17 protein-coding genes and 1 tRNA gene are annotated in these 18,076 nt (G+C 70.6%); 9 read left to right on the top strand and 9 right to left on the bottom strand.

What is annotated here, in order from left to right:
- Positions 1-3: 3 nt before the first annotated feature.
- Both BS83_RS39110 and BS83_RS39115 read left to right on the top strand, forming a co-directional pair.
- The gene (locus tag BS83_RS39110; protein ID WP_051945077.1) at positions 4-615 is read left to right on the top strand and encodes an SMI1/KNR4 family protein; all 612 of its coding nucleotides are present in this window, start codon (positions 4-6) and stop codon (positions 613-615) included.
- 55 nt (positions 616-670) lie between these two features.
- The gene (locus BS83_RS39115) at positions 671-1,690 is read left to right on the top strand and encodes a septum formation family protein (protein ID WP_157597494.1); all 1,020 of its coding nucleotides are present in this window, start codon (positions 671-673) and stop codon (positions 1,688-1,690) included.
- Between the two features lie 45 nt (positions 1,691-1,735).
- On the opposite strand, the gene BS83_RS39120 is transcribed toward BS83_RS39115, so the two are convergent.
- Together BS83_RS39120 and BS83_RS39125 are read right to left on the bottom strand one after the other, a co-directional pair.
- Complete coding sequence (locus tag BS83_RS39120; RefSeq protein WP_037608090.1) at positions 1,736-2,962, bottom strand: L,D-transpeptidase; 1,227 nt, start codon at positions 2,960-2,962, stop codon at positions 1,736-1,738.
- A 127-nt stretch (positions 2,963-3,089) separates the two neighbouring features.
- Positions 3,090-3,437 (bottom strand): hypothetical protein, encoded by a 348-nt coding sequence (locus tag BS83_RS39125; RefSeq protein ID WP_037608091.1) that lies wholly within the window; start codon positions 3,435-3,437, stop codon positions 3,090-3,092.
- A gap of 119 nt (positions 3,438-3,556) precedes the next feature.
- On the opposite strand from BS83_RS39125, the gene BS83_RS39130 reads away from it, so the two are divergent.
- On the top strand, positions 3,557-3,817 hold the full coding sequence (locus BS83_RS39130) for a hypothetical protein (protein WP_037608093.1): 261 nt from the start codon (positions 3,557-3,559) through the stop codon (positions 3,815-3,817).
- A gap of 387 nt (positions 3,818-4,204) precedes the next feature.
- On the opposite strand, the gene BS83_RS39135 is transcribed toward BS83_RS39130, so the two are convergent.
- On the bottom strand, positions 4,205-5,596 hold the full coding sequence (locus BS83_RS39135; protein WP_037608095.1) for a cystathionine beta-synthase: 1,392 nt from the start codon (positions 5,594-5,596) through the stop codon (positions 4,205-4,207).
- Between the two features lie 301 nt (positions 5,597-5,897).
- Between BS83_RS39135 and BS83_RS39140 the strand changes: the two genes are divergently transcribed.
- The 3 genes from BS83_RS39140 (at position 5,898) to BS83_RS39150 (ending at position 9,267) form a co-directional block, all read left to right on the top strand.
- Positions 5,898-6,983 (top strand): SGNH/GDSL hydrolase family protein, encoded by a 1,086-nt coding sequence (locus tag BS83_RS39140; protein ID WP_084714791.1) that lies wholly within the window; start codon positions 5,898-5,900, stop codon positions 6,981-6,983.
- A 91-nt stretch (positions 6,984-7,074) separates the two neighbouring features.
- A complete protein-coding gene (locus tag BS83_RS39145; protein WP_037608096.1) occupies positions 7,075-8,292 on the top strand; it encodes an acetyl-CoA C-acetyltransferase in 1,218 nt (405 codons plus the stop codon).
- A 279-nt stretch (positions 8,293-8,571) separates the two neighbouring features.
- The gene (locus BS83_RS39150) at positions 8,572-9,267 is read left to right on the top strand and encodes a hypothetical protein (protein ID WP_051945080.1); all 696 of its coding nucleotides are present in this window, start codon (positions 8,572-8,574) and stop codon (positions 9,265-9,267) included.
- Positions 9,268-9,637: 370 nt separating this feature from the next.
- Here BS83_RS39150 and BS83_RS39155 read toward each other — a convergent pair whose 3' ends face one another.
- A complete protein-coding gene (locus tag BS83_RS39155; RefSeq protein ID WP_232248639.1) occupies positions 9,638-9,874 on the bottom strand; it encodes a hypothetical protein in 237 nt (78 codons plus the stop codon).
- 201 nt (positions 9,875-10,075) lie between these two features.
- Here BS83_RS39155 and BS83_RS39160 point away from each other — a divergent pair, with 201 nt between their 5' ends.
- Positions 10,076-10,294 carry a DUF4287 domain-containing protein gene (locus BS83_RS39160; RefSeq protein ID WP_408641079.1) on the top strand — a complete coding sequence of 73 codons (219 nt, stop codon included), beginning with the start codon at positions 10,076-10,078 and terminating at the stop codon, positions 10,292-10,294.
- 63 nt (positions 10,295-10,357) lie between these two features.
- Here the strand turns inward: BS83_RS39160 and BS83_RS39165 are convergent.
- Positions 10,358-10,439 (bottom strand) — tRNA-Leu (locus BS83_RS39165).
- Between the two features lie 290 nt (positions 10,440-10,729).
- Here BS83_RS39165 and BS83_RS39170 point away from each other — a divergent pair.
- Together BS83_RS39170 and BS83_RS39175 are read left to right on the top strand one after the other, a co-directional pair.
- Positions 10,730-11,488, top strand: coding sequence for an ABC transporter ATP-binding protein (locus tag BS83_RS39170; protein WP_037610942.1), 759 nt, complete (start codon positions 10,730-10,732; stop codon positions 11,486-11,488).
- A 22-nt stretch (positions 11,489-11,510) separates the two neighbouring features.
- The gene (locus tag BS83_RS39175) at positions 11,511-14,066 is read left to right on the top strand and encodes an ABC transporter permease (RefSeq protein WP_037608101.1); all 2,556 of its coding nucleotides are present in this window, start codon (positions 11,511-11,513) and stop codon (positions 14,064-14,066) included.
- A gap of 204 nt (positions 14,067-14,270) precedes the next feature.
- Here BS83_RS39175 and BS83_RS39180 read toward each other — a convergent pair whose 3' ends face one another.
- From BS83_RS39180 to BS83_RS46045, 4 genes are all read right to left on the bottom strand, one after another.
- The gene (locus BS83_RS39180; RefSeq protein WP_037608102.1) at positions 14,271-15,641 is read right to left on the bottom strand and encodes an NAD(P)/FAD-dependent oxidoreductase; all 1,371 of its coding nucleotides are present in this window, start codon (positions 15,639-15,641) and stop codon (positions 14,271-14,273) included.
- Positions 15,642-15,958: 317 nt separating this feature from the next.
- Entirely contained in the window at positions 15,959-16,864 is a 906-nt protein-coding gene (locus BS83_RS39185; RefSeq protein ID WP_037608104.1) for a Ppx/GppA phosphatase family protein, read from the bottom strand.
- The gene (locus BS83_RS39190) at positions 16,861-17,421 is read right to left on the bottom strand and encodes a DUF501 domain-containing protein (RefSeq protein ID WP_037608106.1); all 561 of its coding nucleotides are present in this window, start codon (positions 17,419-17,421) and stop codon (positions 16,861-16,863) included. Before BS83_RS39190 ends, BS83_RS39185 begins: the two co-directional genes overlap by 4 nt.
- A 200-nt stretch (positions 17,422-17,621) precedes the next feature.
- Entirely contained in the window at positions 17,622-18,023 is a 402-nt protein-coding gene (locus BS83_RS46045; protein ID WP_232248640.1) for an FtsB family cell division protein, read from the bottom strand.
- Positions 18,024-18,076: the final 53 nt, after the last annotated feature.

The following is an 18,076-nucleotide window of genomic DNA, read 5'->3' on the forward strand; positions in this document are numbered from 1 at the left end:
CTCATGAAGCTCAGCCCGCACGTCGCCGCACTGCTCGACGTCGCACCCGCCGATCACGGCGCGGACGAGGGCGTCGACTGGGCGGCCGTCGAAGCGGCATTCGGCCGGGCCCTGCCGTCGGACTACGTCGCGTTCATGGCCTGCTACGGCGCGGGGGACTTCGGCGACGTGCTCGGCATCGTGCCGCCGCTGCCGGTTCCGACGCCCGAGTGGGAGGTCGGCAGCGTCGCCGAGTCGCGCGGTGACGCCGACTACCTCTGGCAGGTCGACCCGCCGCGGCGGGCGCTCGACCTCGACCCGGCGCAGTTGCTGGAGTGGGGCCACACCTGCGGACCCGACGCGCTCTACTGGTTCACCGCCGACCCGAACCCGGACCGGTGGCCCGTGGTCGTCCGGGGCCGTCACACCGAGGACAACTGGGCCCGGTACGACTACGGCATGGTCGAGTTCCTGCACCGGTTGCTCACCGGGCGGTTCGACCCCTGGCCGCTCAGCGTGACCTGGGAGGGCCCGCTGACCTACGTCCACTGGCGTGAGCAGCAGCGGCGCTGGCTGACCGGCCTGGACCCGATCTCCGGGGAACGGGACGAAAGGGCTGCTCAGCCCACCCATTGACGCCCGCGCGGGACAAGCCCCGGACGGCGCAGTGCCGATCGGATACTCTCGCGCGGTGAGCCAGACACCCGTCCCTCCCTCCATAGGCCACGGCTTCGCCCCCGCCCCGGTCCCGCCCGCCCCCGCGCGGCCGAGGACGAGCGCGGCCGCGGTGATCGCGCTGGTCGCCGCCGCGCTCGCGCTGGTGCCCGTCGCCGTCGTGATGGGGATCGTCGCGCTCTTCCGGATCCGGAACCAGGAGCTGCGCGGGAAGCGGGCCGCCGTCGTGGCCCTGTCGCTCAGCGCCGGCTGGATCGCGCTCGCCATGATCGGGATCATCGGCACGGCGGCGTACGTGGGATCGACGCAGGGCCCGGTGAGCGCCTTCGCAGTCGGCAGTTGCTACGACTACGTCAGCGGCCACGACGCACGCGCGGGCATTCACACCGTCGACTGCGGCGGAGCCCACGACGGACAGATCGTCGGGCGCGTCACGTTCGCCGGGAGCTTTCCCGGCCAGGAGCAGGCCACCGAGGAGTCCGTGGTCGGCTGCACCACGGACGCGGCCCGCCGGATCGTGGACGTCGGCCAGCTCGACGAGGTGGCCAGGGTCAGCACCTACGTGCCGACCCAGACCGCGTGGGACAACGGGGTGAAGTCCGCCACCTGCGTGCTGGTCGACAGCGACGGGACGCCCCGCTTCGACGACGCGCTGGACCGCACGGACATGACTCCGGCTCGTTCGACCGTGCTCGCGCTCACCAACGAGTCCGCCCTGCTGCGGCTGAAGCTCCGCTACCTGACCGGAACGGTCTGGCGGGACGCCGTCGTCCTGGAGCGGCGGCTCGCGGTCGTGGACCGGGCCGAGGCCGCTGCCCTGACCCGGCTGGCGAACACTCCGCCCGAGGGCGGCCGCGCCGACCTTCCGACGCTGCTGCGCCGGCTCGCGACGGAGGATCTCCGCGAGGTCCCCGTCGCCGAGAACGCCGCCGCGCGGACGACCGACCCGGACAGCTGGCGGAAGCTCGCCGTGGCCGGAAAGATCACCTCGTCCCACGCCCTGACCGCCTACCAGGACCTGCGGCTGGCGCTCTGACCGGGTGCGTGGGCAAGCGGTCGACGCCGTCGCGCCGGCCGCCGCTCAGACCGCGCTGCCGGCCTTCCAACTCGTCCAGTCGAGGTTCCAGCCGTTCAGGCCGTTGGCGGGGCTCACGGTCCGGTCGCCGGAGTTGATGACCTCGACCACGTCGCCGACCATCGAGCTGTTGTAGAACTTCGCCGCCGGCGTGCTCGGGTCGCCCGCGCCCTTGGCGTCCTGGAGGCCGACGCAGCCGTGGCTGGTGTTCTCGTTGCCGAAGATGCCCGAGGACCAGTAGTTCCCGTGGATGAAGGTCCCGGAGGTGGTCAGCCGCTGCGCGTGCGGGACGTCGGCGATGTCGTACTCGCCGCCGAGGTTGACCGTCCGTGAGTCCATCCGGGTCTGCAGCAGCTTCTCCGAGATCACCATCTTGCCCGCCCAGGTGGTGTGCTCGGGGCTGCCGCCGGAGATCGGGAAGGTCTGCGCGACCTCGCCGTCCCTGGTCACGGTGAGCTGATGGCTGGCCAGGTCGGCGACGCTCGTCTGGCTGCGGCCGATGGTGAAGCTGACCGTCCTGGCCTGGGTGCCGAAGCGGCCCTTCGCGCCCTCGACGTCCTTCAGGGCCAGCGTCAGGGTGACCCTGGTGCCCGGCTTCCAGTACTCCTGCGGGCGGAAGTCGAGCCGGTTGTCGCCGAACCAGTGACCGACGATCTCCACCGGCGGTTCTGCGGTGACCGTGACCGCCTTCTGCACCGCGGCCTTGTCGGTGATCGCGTTGTCGAAGGTGATGGTCACCGGCATTCCGACGCCCACCGTGGTGCCGTGGTCAGGGTTGAACGTCCCGACGAAGGCCTTGACCGGCCTGCCGGTGCTGAAGCCGCTGGCGGTGGTGCCGGTGGTGCCCTCGGTGTCCTTGGAGACCGCCGCGAGCTTGTACGAGCTGCTGGAGGCCAGCCTCCCACTGCTGGTCCAACTGGTCCTGTCGGCGGAGAGCTGACCGGGTATCTGCTTGCCGTCGGGGCCGGTGAGCGAGACGGACTCCAGTGTTCCCAGGGCCACCCTCACGGTGACCGGCGCCGTCATGTCGGCGCCGGTCGCGCCGTTCTTGGGGGTGACCGTGACGGTGGCCTTCGTGACCTTGGCGGGAGCGGAGGCGCCGTCCCGGCCCCCGTTCGCCCCGTCGCCGGAGCCCTTCGAGTCGGGGCCCGAACAGGCCGCCACGAGCAGCACCGGAGTGCCCACCATCCCGGCCACCACGGATCGCCGGGTCCACTGTGCCGCTGTCGTCATCGGGTCTGCTCCTGCCGTCGCCCACTGCCTGTCCATGTCCGGCTTATCAGACTAAACAGGACAGGCAGCAGAAGCCCAATTCGGACTTTTCAGACAGCTCTCATCTGACGCGACGTCGGGGCGGGGGTCACTCCTCCTCGCCGGCCTCGCTGAGCTCCCAGTCCTCGTTCTCCTCGTCGTAGTCCACGGGCTGCGTCTCCCAGCCGGCCTCGGCCAGCTCGACGCCCGGGATTCCCTCCAGCATCGCGACCGGGTCGACGAAGTGGGCGATTGCGCCACTCGGGTCGATGTTGATGGCCTCGACGGCCTCGGCCCGCTCGTCGTCCTCGAGGTACTCGTCGTTCTCGACCTGCTCCAGCGCCGCGGCCTGCAGCGCCTTCTCGTCGACGACCTCGACGATCAGCTCGATCTGGAGCCGGATGAAACGGGGGGCGTCCTCGACCGAAGGGGTGGCGTCGCCGCTCTGAGTAGTCATGGCCCGAGCCTATCCAAAGGCCGATCGGCTGATTAGCATCGTCCGGACCAGCACGTCACGGGGGTCGTGCGAGTGAGTCCGCCGCGTACGACGACGTACCCGAAGCACGAGGAGCGCCCGTGGGCCGCCGCCATCTCACCACCACCGCCGTCGCGGCAGGTATCGGCACCGCGTTCACGCTCGCACTGGTCCCCTACGCGTCGGCCTCCGTCTCGGACCGGACGCCCGCCGCACCGACCGCGTCCGTCGTGTCGAACGCCGTGGTCACCACCGCCGCGGCCGACCCGACCCGACCCGACGCCACCCCCTACCTGGTCGGCGGAGCGGGCTTCCTGCTGGCGGGGGCGGGTCTCGTCGTCGTGCTGCGCCGTACCGGCTGACCTCGCCGAACACCCCCGAACACACCAGCAGGGCCGGCCCGAGGGCCGGCCCTGCTGTCTCCGTCAGGTTCCCCCACCCGGGAACGCGGAGCTGGTGCCGCGGGGGCCGCACCCCGTCGGACGAACCGACAGGGGCGGGACGACGGCATCCCCACGGACGGACGCGGCCGGCCGGGTCAGGGCCGTCCGACGCGTCCTGGTGACGGCGGAGTCAGGGAGCCGCTCCGTTCCCCGCTGTCACCACGCTCGGCTTTCTTGCCGTGACAAGAACAATGCCCGAGCCTTGTTAACCACGTGCTGCCGGTACGTGACGCCTACGTACCATTTGGACACACTTATGTGACAGCCCGACTGCGCGGCCGTCCGGGTGCCCGACCGCGCGTGCGGCTACTTGCGGGACATGAAGGTGAGCAGGTCCTGACGGGTGACGATGCCCTGAGGCTTGCCCTGGACCAGCACGACCGCGGCGTCCGCCCGACCCAGCACCGTCATCAGGCTGCTGACGGACTCTCCGGAGCCGACGACCGGCAGCGGCGGCGACATGTGTACGCCGATCGGGTCCTCCAGACCGAAGCGCTTGGCGAAGAGGCCGTCCAGCAGGTCGCGCTCGACGATGGAGCCGATCACCTCGCCGGCCATCACGTCCGGGTGTCCGGCGCCCGGGGAGACCACCGGCATCTGCGAGACGCCGTACTCGCGCAGGATCTGCACCGCCTCGCCGACCGTCTCGTCCGGGTGCACGTGGACGAACTGCGGGATGCCCTCGTGCTCCAGGGCGTCCTTGCGCTCCAGGACGTCGCCGACGACCGCCTCGTCGCCGCCCTCCTCCAGGAAGCCGTAGTCGCGCATCCACTCGTCGTTGAAGATCTTGCTCAGGTAGCCGCGGCCGGAGTCGGGCAGCAGCACCACCACGACGTCGTCGGGGCCGAGACGCTTGGCCACCTCCAGCGCCGCGACGACCGCCATCCCGCAGGAGCCGCCGACCAGCAGGCCCTCCTCCTTCGCGAGGCGGCGGGTCATCTGGAAGGAGTCCTTGTCGGAGACCGGCACGATCTCGTCGGCGACGTCGCGGTCGTAGGCGGTCGGCCAGAAGTCCTCGCCCACACCCTCGACCAGGTACGGGCGGCCGGTACCGCCGGAGTAGACCGAGCCCTCGGGGTCGGCGCCGACGACCTGGACCCGGCCCTCGGAGACGTCCTTCAGATAGCGGCCGGTGCCGGAGATGGTTCCGCCCGTGCCGACGCCGGCGACGAAGTGGGTGATCTTCCCCTCGGTCTGCTGCCACAGCTCGGGGCCGGTCGACTCGTAGTGCGAGGCCGGGTTGTTCGGGTTCGAGTACTGGTCCGGCTTCCAGGCACCCGGGGTCTCCCTGACCAGGCGGTCGGAGACGTTGTAGTACGAGTCGGGGTGCTCGGGCGCGACCGCGGTCGGGCAGACCACGACCTCGGCGCCGTAGGCGCGCAGCACGTTGATCTTGTCCGTGGAGACCTTGTCCGGGCAGACGAAGATGCAGTGGTAGCCCTTCTGCTGCGCCACGATCGCCAGGCCGACGCCGGTGTTGCCGGAGGTGGGCTCGACGATCGTCCCCCCGGGCTTGAGCGCCCCCGAGGCCTCGGCGGCCTCGATCATCTTCATGGCGATCCGGTCCTTCACCGAGCCGCCGGGGTTGAAGTACTCCACCTTGGCCAGGACCGTGGCGGCGATGCCTTCGGTCACCCTGTTGAGCTTGACCAGGGGGGTGTCGCCGACCAGGTCGATGATCGAGTCGTGGTACCGCACGGGGTTCCTCCGCGGTTGGACAGAAATATGCGGAGCGCACGGTTTGTCGTCCCCGCGGTGCCAGCGTAGTGCGGGAGACTCGATCACATGGTCCGGTCGGCACGCGCCGGGATGCGACAGTGATCTTCAACGGCATCCGGAGCGGGTCGCCCGACTGTCCGGAGACATCGCGCGTACGACCGAAACCAAAGCGAGGCGACAGGCGTTACCGGGTATTGACGCAGTGATGCAGTTGTTCCGAGTCGCACCGGGACCGCCACAGGGTCCCGGGCGACGGGGCCCTACCCAGTTGGGGGTGGTCATGTCACGAGCACGTGTTGCCCGGCGCATCGCCGCGGCTGCCGCGTACGGGGGCGGCGGGATCGGCCTGCTCGGAGTGGGGCTGGTCGGCGTCCTGCTGGCCGAGGCGAAGATCGCCGAGCACCAGCTGGACACCTTGAAGGGCGAGCCGCCCCGCGCCGACGGCCGTTACGGCACGGCCTTCGCCGCCGCGGACGCGGAGCCGTTGCGCTTCGCGATCCTGGGGGACTCCACGGCGGCCGGTTTCGGCGTGGACCGGGGCCGGGAGACGCCAGGGGCCCTGCTGGCCGGCGGGATCGCCTCGGTCGCGGAACGGCCGGTGGACCTGATCTGCGTCGCCGCCAACGGCGCGACCTCGAAGGATCTGCCCCGCCAGGTCGACGGCCTGCTGGCACAGACCGGGTCGCCCGGCCCGGAGCTGGCCCTGATCATGATCGGCGCCAACGACGTCACCCAGATGACCAAGCCCGCCGTCTCGGTGCGGCTGCTCGGCGACGCGCTCAAGCGGCTCAGGGCGGCCGGGGTCGAGGTCGTCGTGGGCACCTGTCCCGACCTCGGCACCATCGAACCGGTCCGCCCGCCGCTGCGCTGGCTGGCCCGGAGGGCGAGCCGCCAGCTGGCGGCCGCCCAGTCGATCGCCGTGGTGGAGGCCGGCGCCCGGAGCGTCTCCCTGGGAGATCTGCTGGGCCCCGAGTTCCGCGGGCGCCACGAGATGTTCGCCTCCGACCGCTACCACCCCTCGGCGCAGGGCTACGCGACGGCGGCGATGGCGATGCTGCCGACGCTCTGCGCGGCGCTCGGGGTGTGGCCGGAGATCCCGGTCGGCCACCGCACCGAGGGTCTGCACTCGCTGGCCAAGGCGGCGGCCGTGGCCGCGAGCCACGGCGGCACCGAGGTCGCACCGGCCGGCCACTGGGCACAGCTGCTGCGCCGGGCGCGACGCCCCCTGAGCTCGGTGGGGGCGCACGCCGCGGCGGCCGCACCGGACTCCGTGGAGGCGTCGATGGAGGCGTCGGTGCAGGCCGCGGTGTCTACGTCAGACAGCTCACACGGGCGCGGCGCTGACGGCGCCGCTACCTGGGAGTAGCTTTTTGGCAGGCCTGTTCGTGCGTCCGCCCCCGGGCGACGCGCGACGGCCTGCCGTGGCCCTCATCCTTCCAGCGCCCCCAGGAGCAACGATGCCCGAAGCCGTAATCGTCAGCGCCGCCCGTTCGCCGATCGGCCGGGCCGGCAAGGGCTCGCTGAAGGATCTGCGGCCGGACGACCTGACCGCGCAGATCGTGGCCGCCGCCCTGGCCAAGGTGCCGCAGCTGGACCCGCGCGACATCGACGACCTGATGCTGGGCTGCGGCCTGCCCGGCGGCGAGGCCGGCTACAACCTGGGCCGCGTGGTGGCCGTCCAGCTCGGCATGGACCACCTCCCCGGCTGCACCATCACCCGCTACTGCTCCTCCTCGCTGCAGACCACGCGGATGGCGCTGCACGCGATCAAGGCCGGCGAGGGCGACGTCTTCATCTCGGCCGGTGTCGAGACGGTCTCCCGCTTCGTCAAGGGCAGCTCGGACGGCCTGCCGGACACCAGGAACCCGCTCTTCGCCGACGCCGAGGCGCGCACGGCGGCGCTCGCGGCGGGCGGCGGCACCTGGCACGACCCCCGCGAGGACGACCTGGTCCCCGACGTCTACATCGCCATGGGCCAGACCGCGGAGAACCTCGCCCAGCTCAAGGGGATCACCCGCCGTGAGCAGGACGAGTTCGGCGTCCGCAGCCAGAACCTGGCCGAGAAGGCCATCGCGGACGGCTTCTGGGAGCGCGAGATCACCCCGGTGACGCTGCCGGACGGCACGGTCGTCTCCAAGGACGACGGCCCCCGCGCGGGCGTCACGCTGGACGGCGTCTCCGGCCTGAACCCGGTCTTCCGCCCCGACGGCACGGTCACCGCGGGCAACTGCTGCGCGCTGAACGACGGCGCGGCGGCGCTGGTCATCATGTCCGACACCAAGGCCCGCGACCTCGGCCTGACGCCGCTGGCCCGGATCGTCTCCACCGGCGTCTCCGGCCTCTCCCCCGAGATCATGGGCTACGGCCCGGTCGAGGCGTCGAAGCAGGCCCTCAAGCGGGCCGGCCTCTCGGTCTCCGACATCGACCTGGTCGAGATCAACGAGGCCTTCGCGGCTCAGGTCATCCCCTCCTACCGGGACCTGGGCATCGACCTCGACCGCCTGAACGTCAACGGCGGCGCGATCGCCGTCGGCCACCCCTTCGGCATGACCGGCGCCCGCATCACCACGACGCTGATCAACTCGCTGCAGTGGCACGACAAGCAGTTCGGCCTGGAGACCATGTGCGTGGGCGGCGGCCAGGGCATGGCGATGGTCATCGAGCGACTGAGCTGACTCAGGGATTTCTCATAATGACCCGTTTGGTCCAATAGCAGGCGGGTAAGGGTTGGGTCACGTTCCGACGCGGCCCAACCCTCTTTCTTTATGCCGGGTTCACTTTTCGTCGACGCAGAGCGACCGGGTGACTGCATTCCGTAGACATTCGCACCCTCGGACAATTCCCGCAATGTCGGACGTCACAAATGAAAAGGACATTACGCACTGCCGGGATTCGCTTCCTTGCGGCACTGTTGGGTTGACCGCCTGAACGACTCCTCGCAAGGGGTGCCTCCCGTGATCGTCCTCCTTCTCGTCCTGCTCGCGCTGGTCGCCGCTGTCGCGGCCACCGCGCTGCTTTCTGTGCGCGCCATGTCGCGCCGCCTGGAGTCGACCGTGCGCCGCGCGGTCGGAATCGCCCTGGCGGAGGACCGCGAGCGCGAAATAGCCGAGGCCCGGAGCTTCTGGGCAGAGCAGGAGGCCCGCGCCGCGGAGGATTCCGTGGAGGCGCTGGTCGCCGAGAACACCATGTTTCTGCCGGCCCCGCGCGGATTCGTCGACGAGGCCGGGGAAATGGATCCCGAGTTCGCCGACGCACTGCGCTCCGCGCTCGAGGACATGATCACCGAGGGCGACCGTGCGACCCGCCCCTCCCACCCCGCCCAGCCGGGCTTCGTCCCGCAGCCGACGCCCACGCCGGAGTGGACGGACCTGCGCCTGCTGGAGCTGGTCGAGGTCGGCACCGCGCTGAAGGACGTCCGTCCGGGCCCGATGGGGACGCTGGACGTCTACGTCTTCGAGGACGAGACCACCCTCTGCATCGCGCCGGGCGACCAGGAGACCGGCCGCCGGATCCGCGACGCGGTCGAGAGCGGCCTCGACGTCCGCCTCCTCGGCACCTCGCGTCTCCCCGGCGCCCACGCCCTGACCTTCGCCCTCTCCGACGAGGAAACCGTCTACGTCCTCGCCGACCGCGTCGTCGCCAGCCTGTAGCCCCTCCGGATCCCCGCGGCCCTGCCGCGCACGCCCGGTACCTCAGATCAGAGGGCCAGTTGCACCCCCCAGGGGCGCGAGGAACTGCGCGGCTCTTGCCGCGCGGCCCGGCACCTCAGATCAGAGGACCAGTTGCACCCCCCAGGGGCGCGAGGAACTGCGCTACAAGCCGCCCGCCTGCGGATGATCCTCAACGCGCAGGGCCGTCCGCACAGGGTGGTTCCTCGCGCAGTTCCCCGCGCCCCTGAGCACTTGCCTGGCTACTCGCGTGCAGAAGCCCCGCGCCCCTGAGCACTTGCCTGGTTGCTCACGCGCAGAAGCCCCGCGCCCCCTGGGTCTTTTGTGGGTCTTGTGGAACGGCTCCGTCAGGCTAGAGCGCAGCGACCGCCGCTATCGAGGCGAGGGCTTCGGTCAGGGTCCGGTCCGCAGTGGGGTCGTCCGTCGTGGCCAGGGTCAGGGCGAGGTCGTGGGCCGTGACGGCGATCTGGTCGCCGACCACGAAGCCGCCGACGTCCGGCACCTCGGTCGGCGCGCCCGACGCGCGGGCCAGCTCGCGCGCCAGCGCGAGGCCGGGTGGGGCCTTGCGCGCCAGCGCACTCTGCGGCATCGCGCGAAAACGGTCCGCCAAACGCTCAGCGGCAGCGACAAGTGGTGTCGGATCAGGCATGGAGCGAGCGTATCCGCGCATCGTGGATGGAGCCACGCTCCTTTGGGTACGGGTGCCCCCGACGCGGACTGTTGCCAAGACCCCCACCCTGCGGCACAGTCGTGAAACGGACCGCTCTATCGGAGGCGCCCAGTGACCCTCATGTACTCCGCAGAGACCCATCAGAACCTGATCTCCCGCATCCCCGGCGTGACCGGCCGAACCATCGAGGACTGGCTCCACGCGGTCGCCGAGGGCCCCGGCCTCCTCCGCTGCGAAGACAAGATCGACTGGCTTCGGCGTGAGTACGAGATCTCGTACGGGTACGCCAAGGCGATCGTCCACGAGTACGACCTCCGCCGCGCCGCCGCGCGCATGTAGCCGAGAGTCGACAGGCCACAGCCGGGCCCTGGCCTGCGCATGTCAGGCCAGGGCGTGGACTCGTGCCCGGAGCCGGATTCGAACCGGCACGGCCTCGCGGCCAGCGAGGTTTAAGCTCGCCGTGTCTGCGTTCCACCATCCGGGCGTAACCCCTGTGGGGAAAGCCTATCCGCAGCCGAGCGCAGGTTGTGCACGGATGGGAGGAAGTTGACCTAATTTACTGGACTCTGACAATTCGTCAGCCGTGCTCGACCCTGAGACGGACCCCGGGGCGTCCCCGAGGAGTCGGAGGCGGTGTCATACCGCAGGAGGAGCCGGACTCCGTTCCTCGGAGCGACTTCCGGGGGCGAAGGGCCGGAGAAGATGAAGACGCGGTGGGCTTTCCGCCCCGCCGCACGCTTCTTCTTCGCCCCCGAGCCCTCCGGAGTACCCACCGTGACGACCACTGCCCTGCGCACCGCCGCAGCCCGGGCCTCGGACCTGTCCAAGGTCTACGGCTCCGGCGACACCCGCGTCACCGCACTGGACCACGTCTCGGTGGACTTCTACCGCGGCGAGTTCACCGCCATCATGGGCCCCTCGGGCTCCGGCAAGTCCACGCTGATGCACTGCATGGCCGGACTCGACTCGGTCTCCTCCGGCTCCGCCAGGATCGGTGACACGGAGCTCGGCGGGCTGAAGGACAAGCAGCTCACCAAGCTGCGCCGGGACCAGATCGGTTTTGTCTTCCAGGCGTTCAACCTGCTGCCCACCCTGACGGCGCTCGAGAACATCACGCTGCCCATGGACATCGCCGGGCGCAAGCCCGACAAGGTCTGGCTCGACCAGGTCATCGCCACGGTCGGCCTGGCCGACCGGCTGGGCCACCGCCCGAGCCAGCTCTCCGGCGGCCAGCAGCAGCGCGTCGCCTGCGCCCGCGCGCTCGCCTCCCGACCGGAGATCGTCTTCGCCGACGAGCCCACCGGCAACCTCGACTCCCGCTCCGGCGCGGAGATCCTCGGCTTCCTGCGCAACTCCGTTCGCGAGCTCGGCCAGACGATCGTGATGGTCACTCACGACCCTGTCGCCGCCTCCTACGCGGACCGGGTCGTCTTCCTCGCCGACGGCAGGATCGTCGACGAGCTGCAGGCCCCCACCGCCGACAGCGTTCTGGACCGCATGCGTCGTTTCGACGCCAAGGGCCGGACCAGCTGAGCCGGAAGACGGGGACCTTCTGATGTTCAAGACCGCACTGCGCAACGTGCTGTCCCACAAGGGACGCCTGCTGATGACGATGCTCGCCGTCGTGCTGGGGACCGCCTTCGTGGCCGGCACCCTGGTCTTCTCCGACTCCGTCAGCACCGCGCTGCAGAACAGCATGTCGCACACCTACGACAACGTGTCCGTCCGGGTCGACGACCAGGCCTCGGGCTCCGAGCGCTCGGCGAAGAACAACAACAGCGCCGCCGACCCGCTGACCACCAGGACGCTCCAGCGGATAACCGCGCTCCCGGGTACCGCCTCCGCCGTCGGCACCGCGCACGGCTTCGCCGGCATCGCCGACCCGCAGGGCCGGCTGATCGGGGAACGCGGCAACACCAGCGGCGCCAACTGGAGCCCCGCCGCGAACGGCGGCGGCGACTCGCGCTACCCGATGACGCAGGGCAGCGGCCCGGCCAACGGCACGCAGGTCGCGATCGACGAGAAGACCGCGGCGAAGAACGGCTTCAAGGTCGGCGACACCGTCCGCGTCGCCGTCAACGGCCCGGTCATGCAGCTGACCGTCTCCGGTCTCTTCACCACCGACGACCCGCAGGTCAGTTCGGGCGGCTCGCTGGTGCTGTTCGACACCGCCACCGCGCAGCAGCTCTACGCCAAGGCCGGGCAGTTCAGCGCCATCGACGTCACCGCCAAGCCCGGTGTCGGCCAGACCGCGCTGGAGGACCAGGTCCTCCAGGTCATCCCGCACAGCGCGAACATCACCGTCCACACGGGCGCCGACCTCGCCGCCACGGCGAAGCAGGACATCAAGGACGGCATGGCCAGCATGAGGACGGCGATGCTCTTCTTCGCGGGCATCGCCCTCTTCGTCGGCATCTTCCTGATCTCGAACACCTTCACCATGCTGATCGCCCAGCGCACCCGCGAGCTGGCGCTGATGCGGGCGCTGGGGGCGAGCCGCAAGCAGGTCCGCCGCTCGGTGGTCCTGGAGGCGCTGCTGGTCGGCTTCAGCGCGTCGGTCGTCGGGCTGGCGGCCGGCATCGGGATCGGCGCCGCCCTGAAGGCCTGGGCCGGATCGAGCGGCAACATCCCCGCCGGCGGTCTGACGGTCACCGCCTCGACGGCGCTGATCACCCTGCTGGTCGGCACCGTGGTCACGGCCCTGGCGGCGCTGTTCCCCGCGCTGCGCGCCTCCCGGGTCCCCCCGGTCGCGGCGATGAGCAGCAGCGACCAGCCCGCCTCGCAGAAGAGCCTGGTGGTCCGCAACAGCATCGGCGGCGTGCTCGGCGGGCTCGGCGTCGCGGCGGTGCTGCTGGGCGTGGACAAGGGCGGCAGCGACGGCCGGATGCCGGTCGCGCTGGGCGCGATGCTGGTGCTGCTGGGCGTCTTCGTGCTGACGCCGCTGCTGTCCCGGCCGATCATCGCGATCACCGGTCCGCTCTTCGGTCGGCTCTTCGGCGTCAGCGGCAGGCTGGCCAAGCAGAACGCGGTCCGCAACCCGCGCCGCACCGCCGCCACGGCCTCGGCGCTGACGATCGGCGTGACGCTGATCGCCGCACTGACCGTCATCGGCACCTCGGTCAGCTCCGCGGTCACCAGCCAGGTCACCGCGAACATGAAGGCCGACTACGCGGTCAGCGCCGAGCTCGGCCTGCCGGCCACCAAGGCGCTGGTCGACCAGATCAAGAGCGCCAAGGGCGTCACCGCCACCAGCGTGATCGACGAGCAGTACCTCCAGGCCGACGGCAGGGACCTGAGCGTCTCCGGCTTCGACGCGGGCAGCTTCGACCAGCTCGTGGCCCCGGTGATGAAGCAGGGCTCCACCGGCTCGCTGCAGCAGGGTCAGCTCCTGATCGACGCCGACCAGGCGAGCTCCCGCAAGCTCTCGGTGGGCAGCAGCGTCAAGGTCGACTACCCGAACGGCAGCACCGGCACGCTGACGGTCGGCGGCATCTACGAGAAGAGCGACCTGCTCGGCCCGGCCCTGCTGGGCGAGCAGATCCTGGCGCCGCACACCACCGCGTCCTACGTCACGACCGTGCTGGTCAAGTCCGAGGGCGGCGCGAACGCCGCCAACGAGCAGGCGCTGCGGGACGCCACCGGCCTCAACCCGCTGATCAAGGTGCAGTCGCAGCAGCAGATGATCGACCAGTTCAACTCGACCATCTCGCTGATGCTGACCATCCTCTACGCCCTGCTGGGCATGGCGGTGCTGATCGCGGTCCTCGGCGTCATCAACACGCTGGCCATGTCCGTCTTCGAGCGGAAGCGCGAACTGGGCATGCTGCGAGCCGTCGGACTGGACAAGCGCGGCGTGAAGCGCATGGTCCGGCTGGAGGCCGTGGTGATCGCCCTGTTCGGCGCCGGCATGGGCATCGCCATCGGCACCTTCCTGGCCTGGGCCGCCAACCGCCTGCTGCAGGCGGACATGGCGAACCTGAGCACGGTCCTGCCGTGGGGTCAGCTGGCGCTGTTCCTCGCGACGGGCGGCGCGGTGGGCCTGCTGGCCGCGATGTGGCCGGCCCGCAGCGCGGCCAGGCTCGACATCCTCGGCGCGATCAAGACGGACTAGGTCCGTCGTCCGGGGGCCGCGCACCGGCCCCCGGACGACTCTGTCGGCAAGCCGGGAAACGCCAGTGCCCCCTGTCCGTCGGTGACGGACAGGGGGCACTCTCTGCGGCAGCGGTGCCGGTCATGAGCACCACGGTCTGTGGTCCGGCGACGCTGCCGGGCTAGTGGGCGGCGGTCGACTCGGGGCCGACCGCCTTTCAGCCGGTCAGGCCGAGACCTTCTCCTTGGCGGCCGGGGCCGCGGCCTGAGTGGGGATCGCCTTGGCGGGACCAGCCGCCTCGACGAACACCTCGCGCGGCTTCTCCATCTCCACCAGGGAGACCGTCTCGCGCTTCAGGAACATCGCGAGGGTCCAGTCGGCGAAGACGCGAACCTTGCGGTTCATGGTCGGCACGCGGCTGCCGTGGTACAGGCGGTGGAACCACCAGGCCGGACGGCCCTTCAGCTTGTACTTGCCGAAGAGGATCGCCACACCCTTGTGCAGGCCGAGACCGGCGACCGCACCGAGGTTCTTGTGCTTGTACTCCTTCTGCGGGAAGCCCCGCATGCCCGCGATGACGTTGTCACCGAGGACGATGGCCTGACGCACCGCGTGCTGGGCGTTCGGCGGGCACCAGGCGCCCTCGCCGACGGCGAGGTCCGGCACCTGGGCGTTGTCGCCGGCCGACCAGACGTTGTCGAAGCCCTGGACCTGGAGGGTCGGGGCGGTGTCGACGTGGCCGCGCGGGCCGAGCGGCAGACCGAAGTTGGCCAGCGCCGGGTTCGGCTTGACGCCCGCCGTCCACACGATGGTGGAGGCGTCGACCTCGATGCCGTTCTTCAGGACGACGTGCTTGTCGACGCAGGACTCCATCGAGGTCTCGATGTAGATCTCGATCCCGCGCTCCTCGAGCTTCTCCTTGGTCCACAGACCGAGGTCCGGGCCCATCTCGGGGAGGATGCGGTTGGCCGCCTCGACCACGATGAAGCGCATGTCCTCACGCTTCACGTTGTGGTAGATCTTCGCCGAGTCGCGGGCCATGTCCTCGATCTCGGCGATCGTCTCGATGCCGGCGAAGCCGCCACCGATGACGACGAAGGTGAGCGCCTGCTTGCGCACCGCCTCGTCGTTGGTGGACTCCGCCATGTCGAGCTGGGCCACGACGTGGTTCCGGAGGCTGATGGCCTCCTCGACCGACTTCATGCCGATGCCGTGCTCCGCCAGACCCGGGATCGGGAAGGTGCGGGACACCGAGCCCATCGCGACGACGAGGTAGTCGAAGGGGATCTCGTAGGGGTCGCCGGCCGCCGGGTGCACAGTGGCCACCTTGCGGTCCTGGTCGACCGAGGTGACGTGACCCGTCAGCACCTCTGCGTTCTTCAGAACGCGGCGCAGCGGGGCGACGAGGTTGCGAGGCGCGACGTTGCCGCCGGCCGCCTCGGGGAGGAAGGGCAGGTACGTCATGTACGACCGCGGGTCGACGACCGTGACGGTCGCTTCTCCGTAGCGCATCTTCTTGAGAATGCGCATCGCGGCATACAGGCCGACGTAGCCACCGCCGACAATCAGGATGCGAGGACGCTCCGTGGTGCTCATATCCGAAAGTATCCACCCCCGGTCTGCCTGGCTTTCGTCGGCCTGGCCCCTGGGGTCTGGACAGCACCTGCTACACTGCCCGCCCCACATGCCTCCCCACTGCCTCGGCCTCACACCCTGGGACCCCCCGGTGTGAGAATGCGCAGCTCGACGGGCTCATGGCGAATGTGCGCGCGAGACAGGAAGGCGATCGAGGATCACTCGATCCGGGCTGCCGGAACGGTCTTCGGTCCGCAAAATCGGACGAAGTGCCCCGACAGCCCACCCCAACGGCGGGAACTCCATGTGAAGAAATTCACGAAGGTTCTTCGGCCGGGTCAGAGAACGGTGCTCCAGGCGATGCCGTCGAGGATGTCATGCTCACTTACGACCAGCTCAGCGGCACCGGTGCGCTCCATGACCGCGAGCAGCACCAACGCTCCCGCGACGATGACGTCGACCCGGCCGGGGTGCATCACCGGGATCGCGGCGCGCTCCTCGTGGGTGGAGCCCAGCAGCCGCTCCGTCACCGCCCGGACGTCCGCGACGGGGATGCGCGAGCGGTGGATCGCCGCACTGTCGTAGGCCGGCAGCCCGAGCGCGATCGCCGCCACCGTGGTGACCGTCCCCGCCAGGCCGACCAGGGTGGCGTTCGTGTCCAGGGGGACCGCCTCCGCGGCCTGGTCGAGCGCCTTCTTGATGTCGGCGCGCATGGAGAGGTAGTCCTCGCCGTGACGCTCCGTCATCCGGACACAGCCGATGTCGACCGAACGAGCCGCCTGGACGCTCTCCGAACCGAGCACGAACTCGGTCGAGCCGCCGCCCAGATCGAACACCAGGTAGGGGCCGTGCTCGCCGTTCAGCTCCTTGGTCGCGCCGGTGAAGGAGAGCTGGGCCTCCTCGTCGCCGCTGATCACCTCGGGGTCGACGCCCAGGATCTCGCGGACCCCGGCCGTGAATTCGTCGCGGTTCTCCGCGTCGCGCGAGGCGCTGGTGGCGACGAAGCGGAGTCGGGTCGCACCGAGCTCCTCGATCACCGCCGCGTAGTCACGGCAGGCCGCGAAGGTCCGCTCCAGCGCCTCGGGGGCCAGCCGTCCGGTGCGGTCGACGCCCTGGCCGAGGCGGACGATGGTCATCCGCCGGTCCAGCTCGTGCAGCGCGCCGGTCTCCGGGTCGAGATCCGCGACCAGCAGACGGATCGAGTTGGTGCCGCAGTCGACCGCGGCGACGCGGGTCGTGGTCACTCGGACCCCTCCCCCTCGATCTCGTCCGCACCGTCCGCACCGTTCGTCCCGTCCGCGCAGACGCACGGGCCCTTGCGCCACCACTCCGGCAGCGCGGCCAGGGCCTCGTCGCCGAGCGGGTTCACGCCCGGACCGGCTGCCAGCGAGTGGCCGACCAGCACGTGCAGGCACTTGACCCGGTCGGGCATGCCGCCCGCGCTGGGGAAGCCCTCCAGCACCTCGATCGCGTCACGGCGGGCGATGTAGTCCTCGTGCGCCCGGCGGTACCCGTCGGCCAGCTCCGGTTCCTCGGCGAGCCTCGCGGTCTGCTCCTTCATCATCCCGTCCGCCTCCAGGGTGCCGATCAGCGAGGCGGCACGGGGGCAGGTCAGGTAGTAGAGGGTCGGGAACGGCGTGCCGTCCTCCAGACGCGGGGCCGTCTCGACGACGTCGGGCAGCCCGCAGGGGCAGCGGTGGGCGACGGCCCGCAGGCCGCGCGGCACGCGGCCGAGCTGCGCCTCGACGGCGGCACGGTCAGCCTCGGAAACGGGGGCGGGGGACTCGGGGGCTTGCGACATGCGGCCATTCTCCCCCAGGTGAGAAACCATGCAGCACCAAAGGGGCGCGAGGAACTGCGCGAGCAACCACCCTGCGCGGATGGCCCTGCACATTGAAGGCCATCAGCCCGGCGGATGGCTTGTCGCGCAGTTCCTCGCACCCCCGAGGTCGCTGCGTGGTTCCTCCACTGATGAATCCTCGCGCCGCCGGAGACTGCCCTTCAGTTCGAGGGGTGGTCCGCGGTGGCGAGGGAGCCGAGGAGGCTCTGGTACCAGGGCTGGGAGGCCGCCTGCTGGGTGGTCGGGGAGGCGGAGGGGGTGGGCGAGGGGTTCACCGAGGTGAACGGCGTGTCGCCGGGAAAGCCGAAGTGGAGGCGGGCACGCGCCTGGGCCTCGACGTAGGCCGGGTCCTGCCAGCGGGCCTTCTCCCTGCGCAGCTCCTCGACCTGCTGCTGCGCCTGCTGCTGCGCGGCCCGCTGCTGGTCGATCTGCGTCCGCTGCGCGATGAACTGACGCATCGGGTAGGCGAGCGCCGCGACCAGCGCGCAGACCACGAGGGCCAGCACCGCCGCCCGACCGGTCAGCTTCGGCCGCTTCCTGGCCTGCTTCTTCTTCTCCGCCACCGCTGCTCCCTCCCTCGGCCCCAACGCGACGACGCCCCGCCGCCCCCACCCTA

The sequence above is a fragment of the Streptacidiphilus rugosus AM-16 genome (genome assembly GCF_000744655.1).
GTDB classification, from domain to species: Bacteria; Actinomycetota; Actinomycetes; order Streptomycetales; family Streptomycetaceae; genus Streptacidiphilus; species Streptacidiphilus rugosus.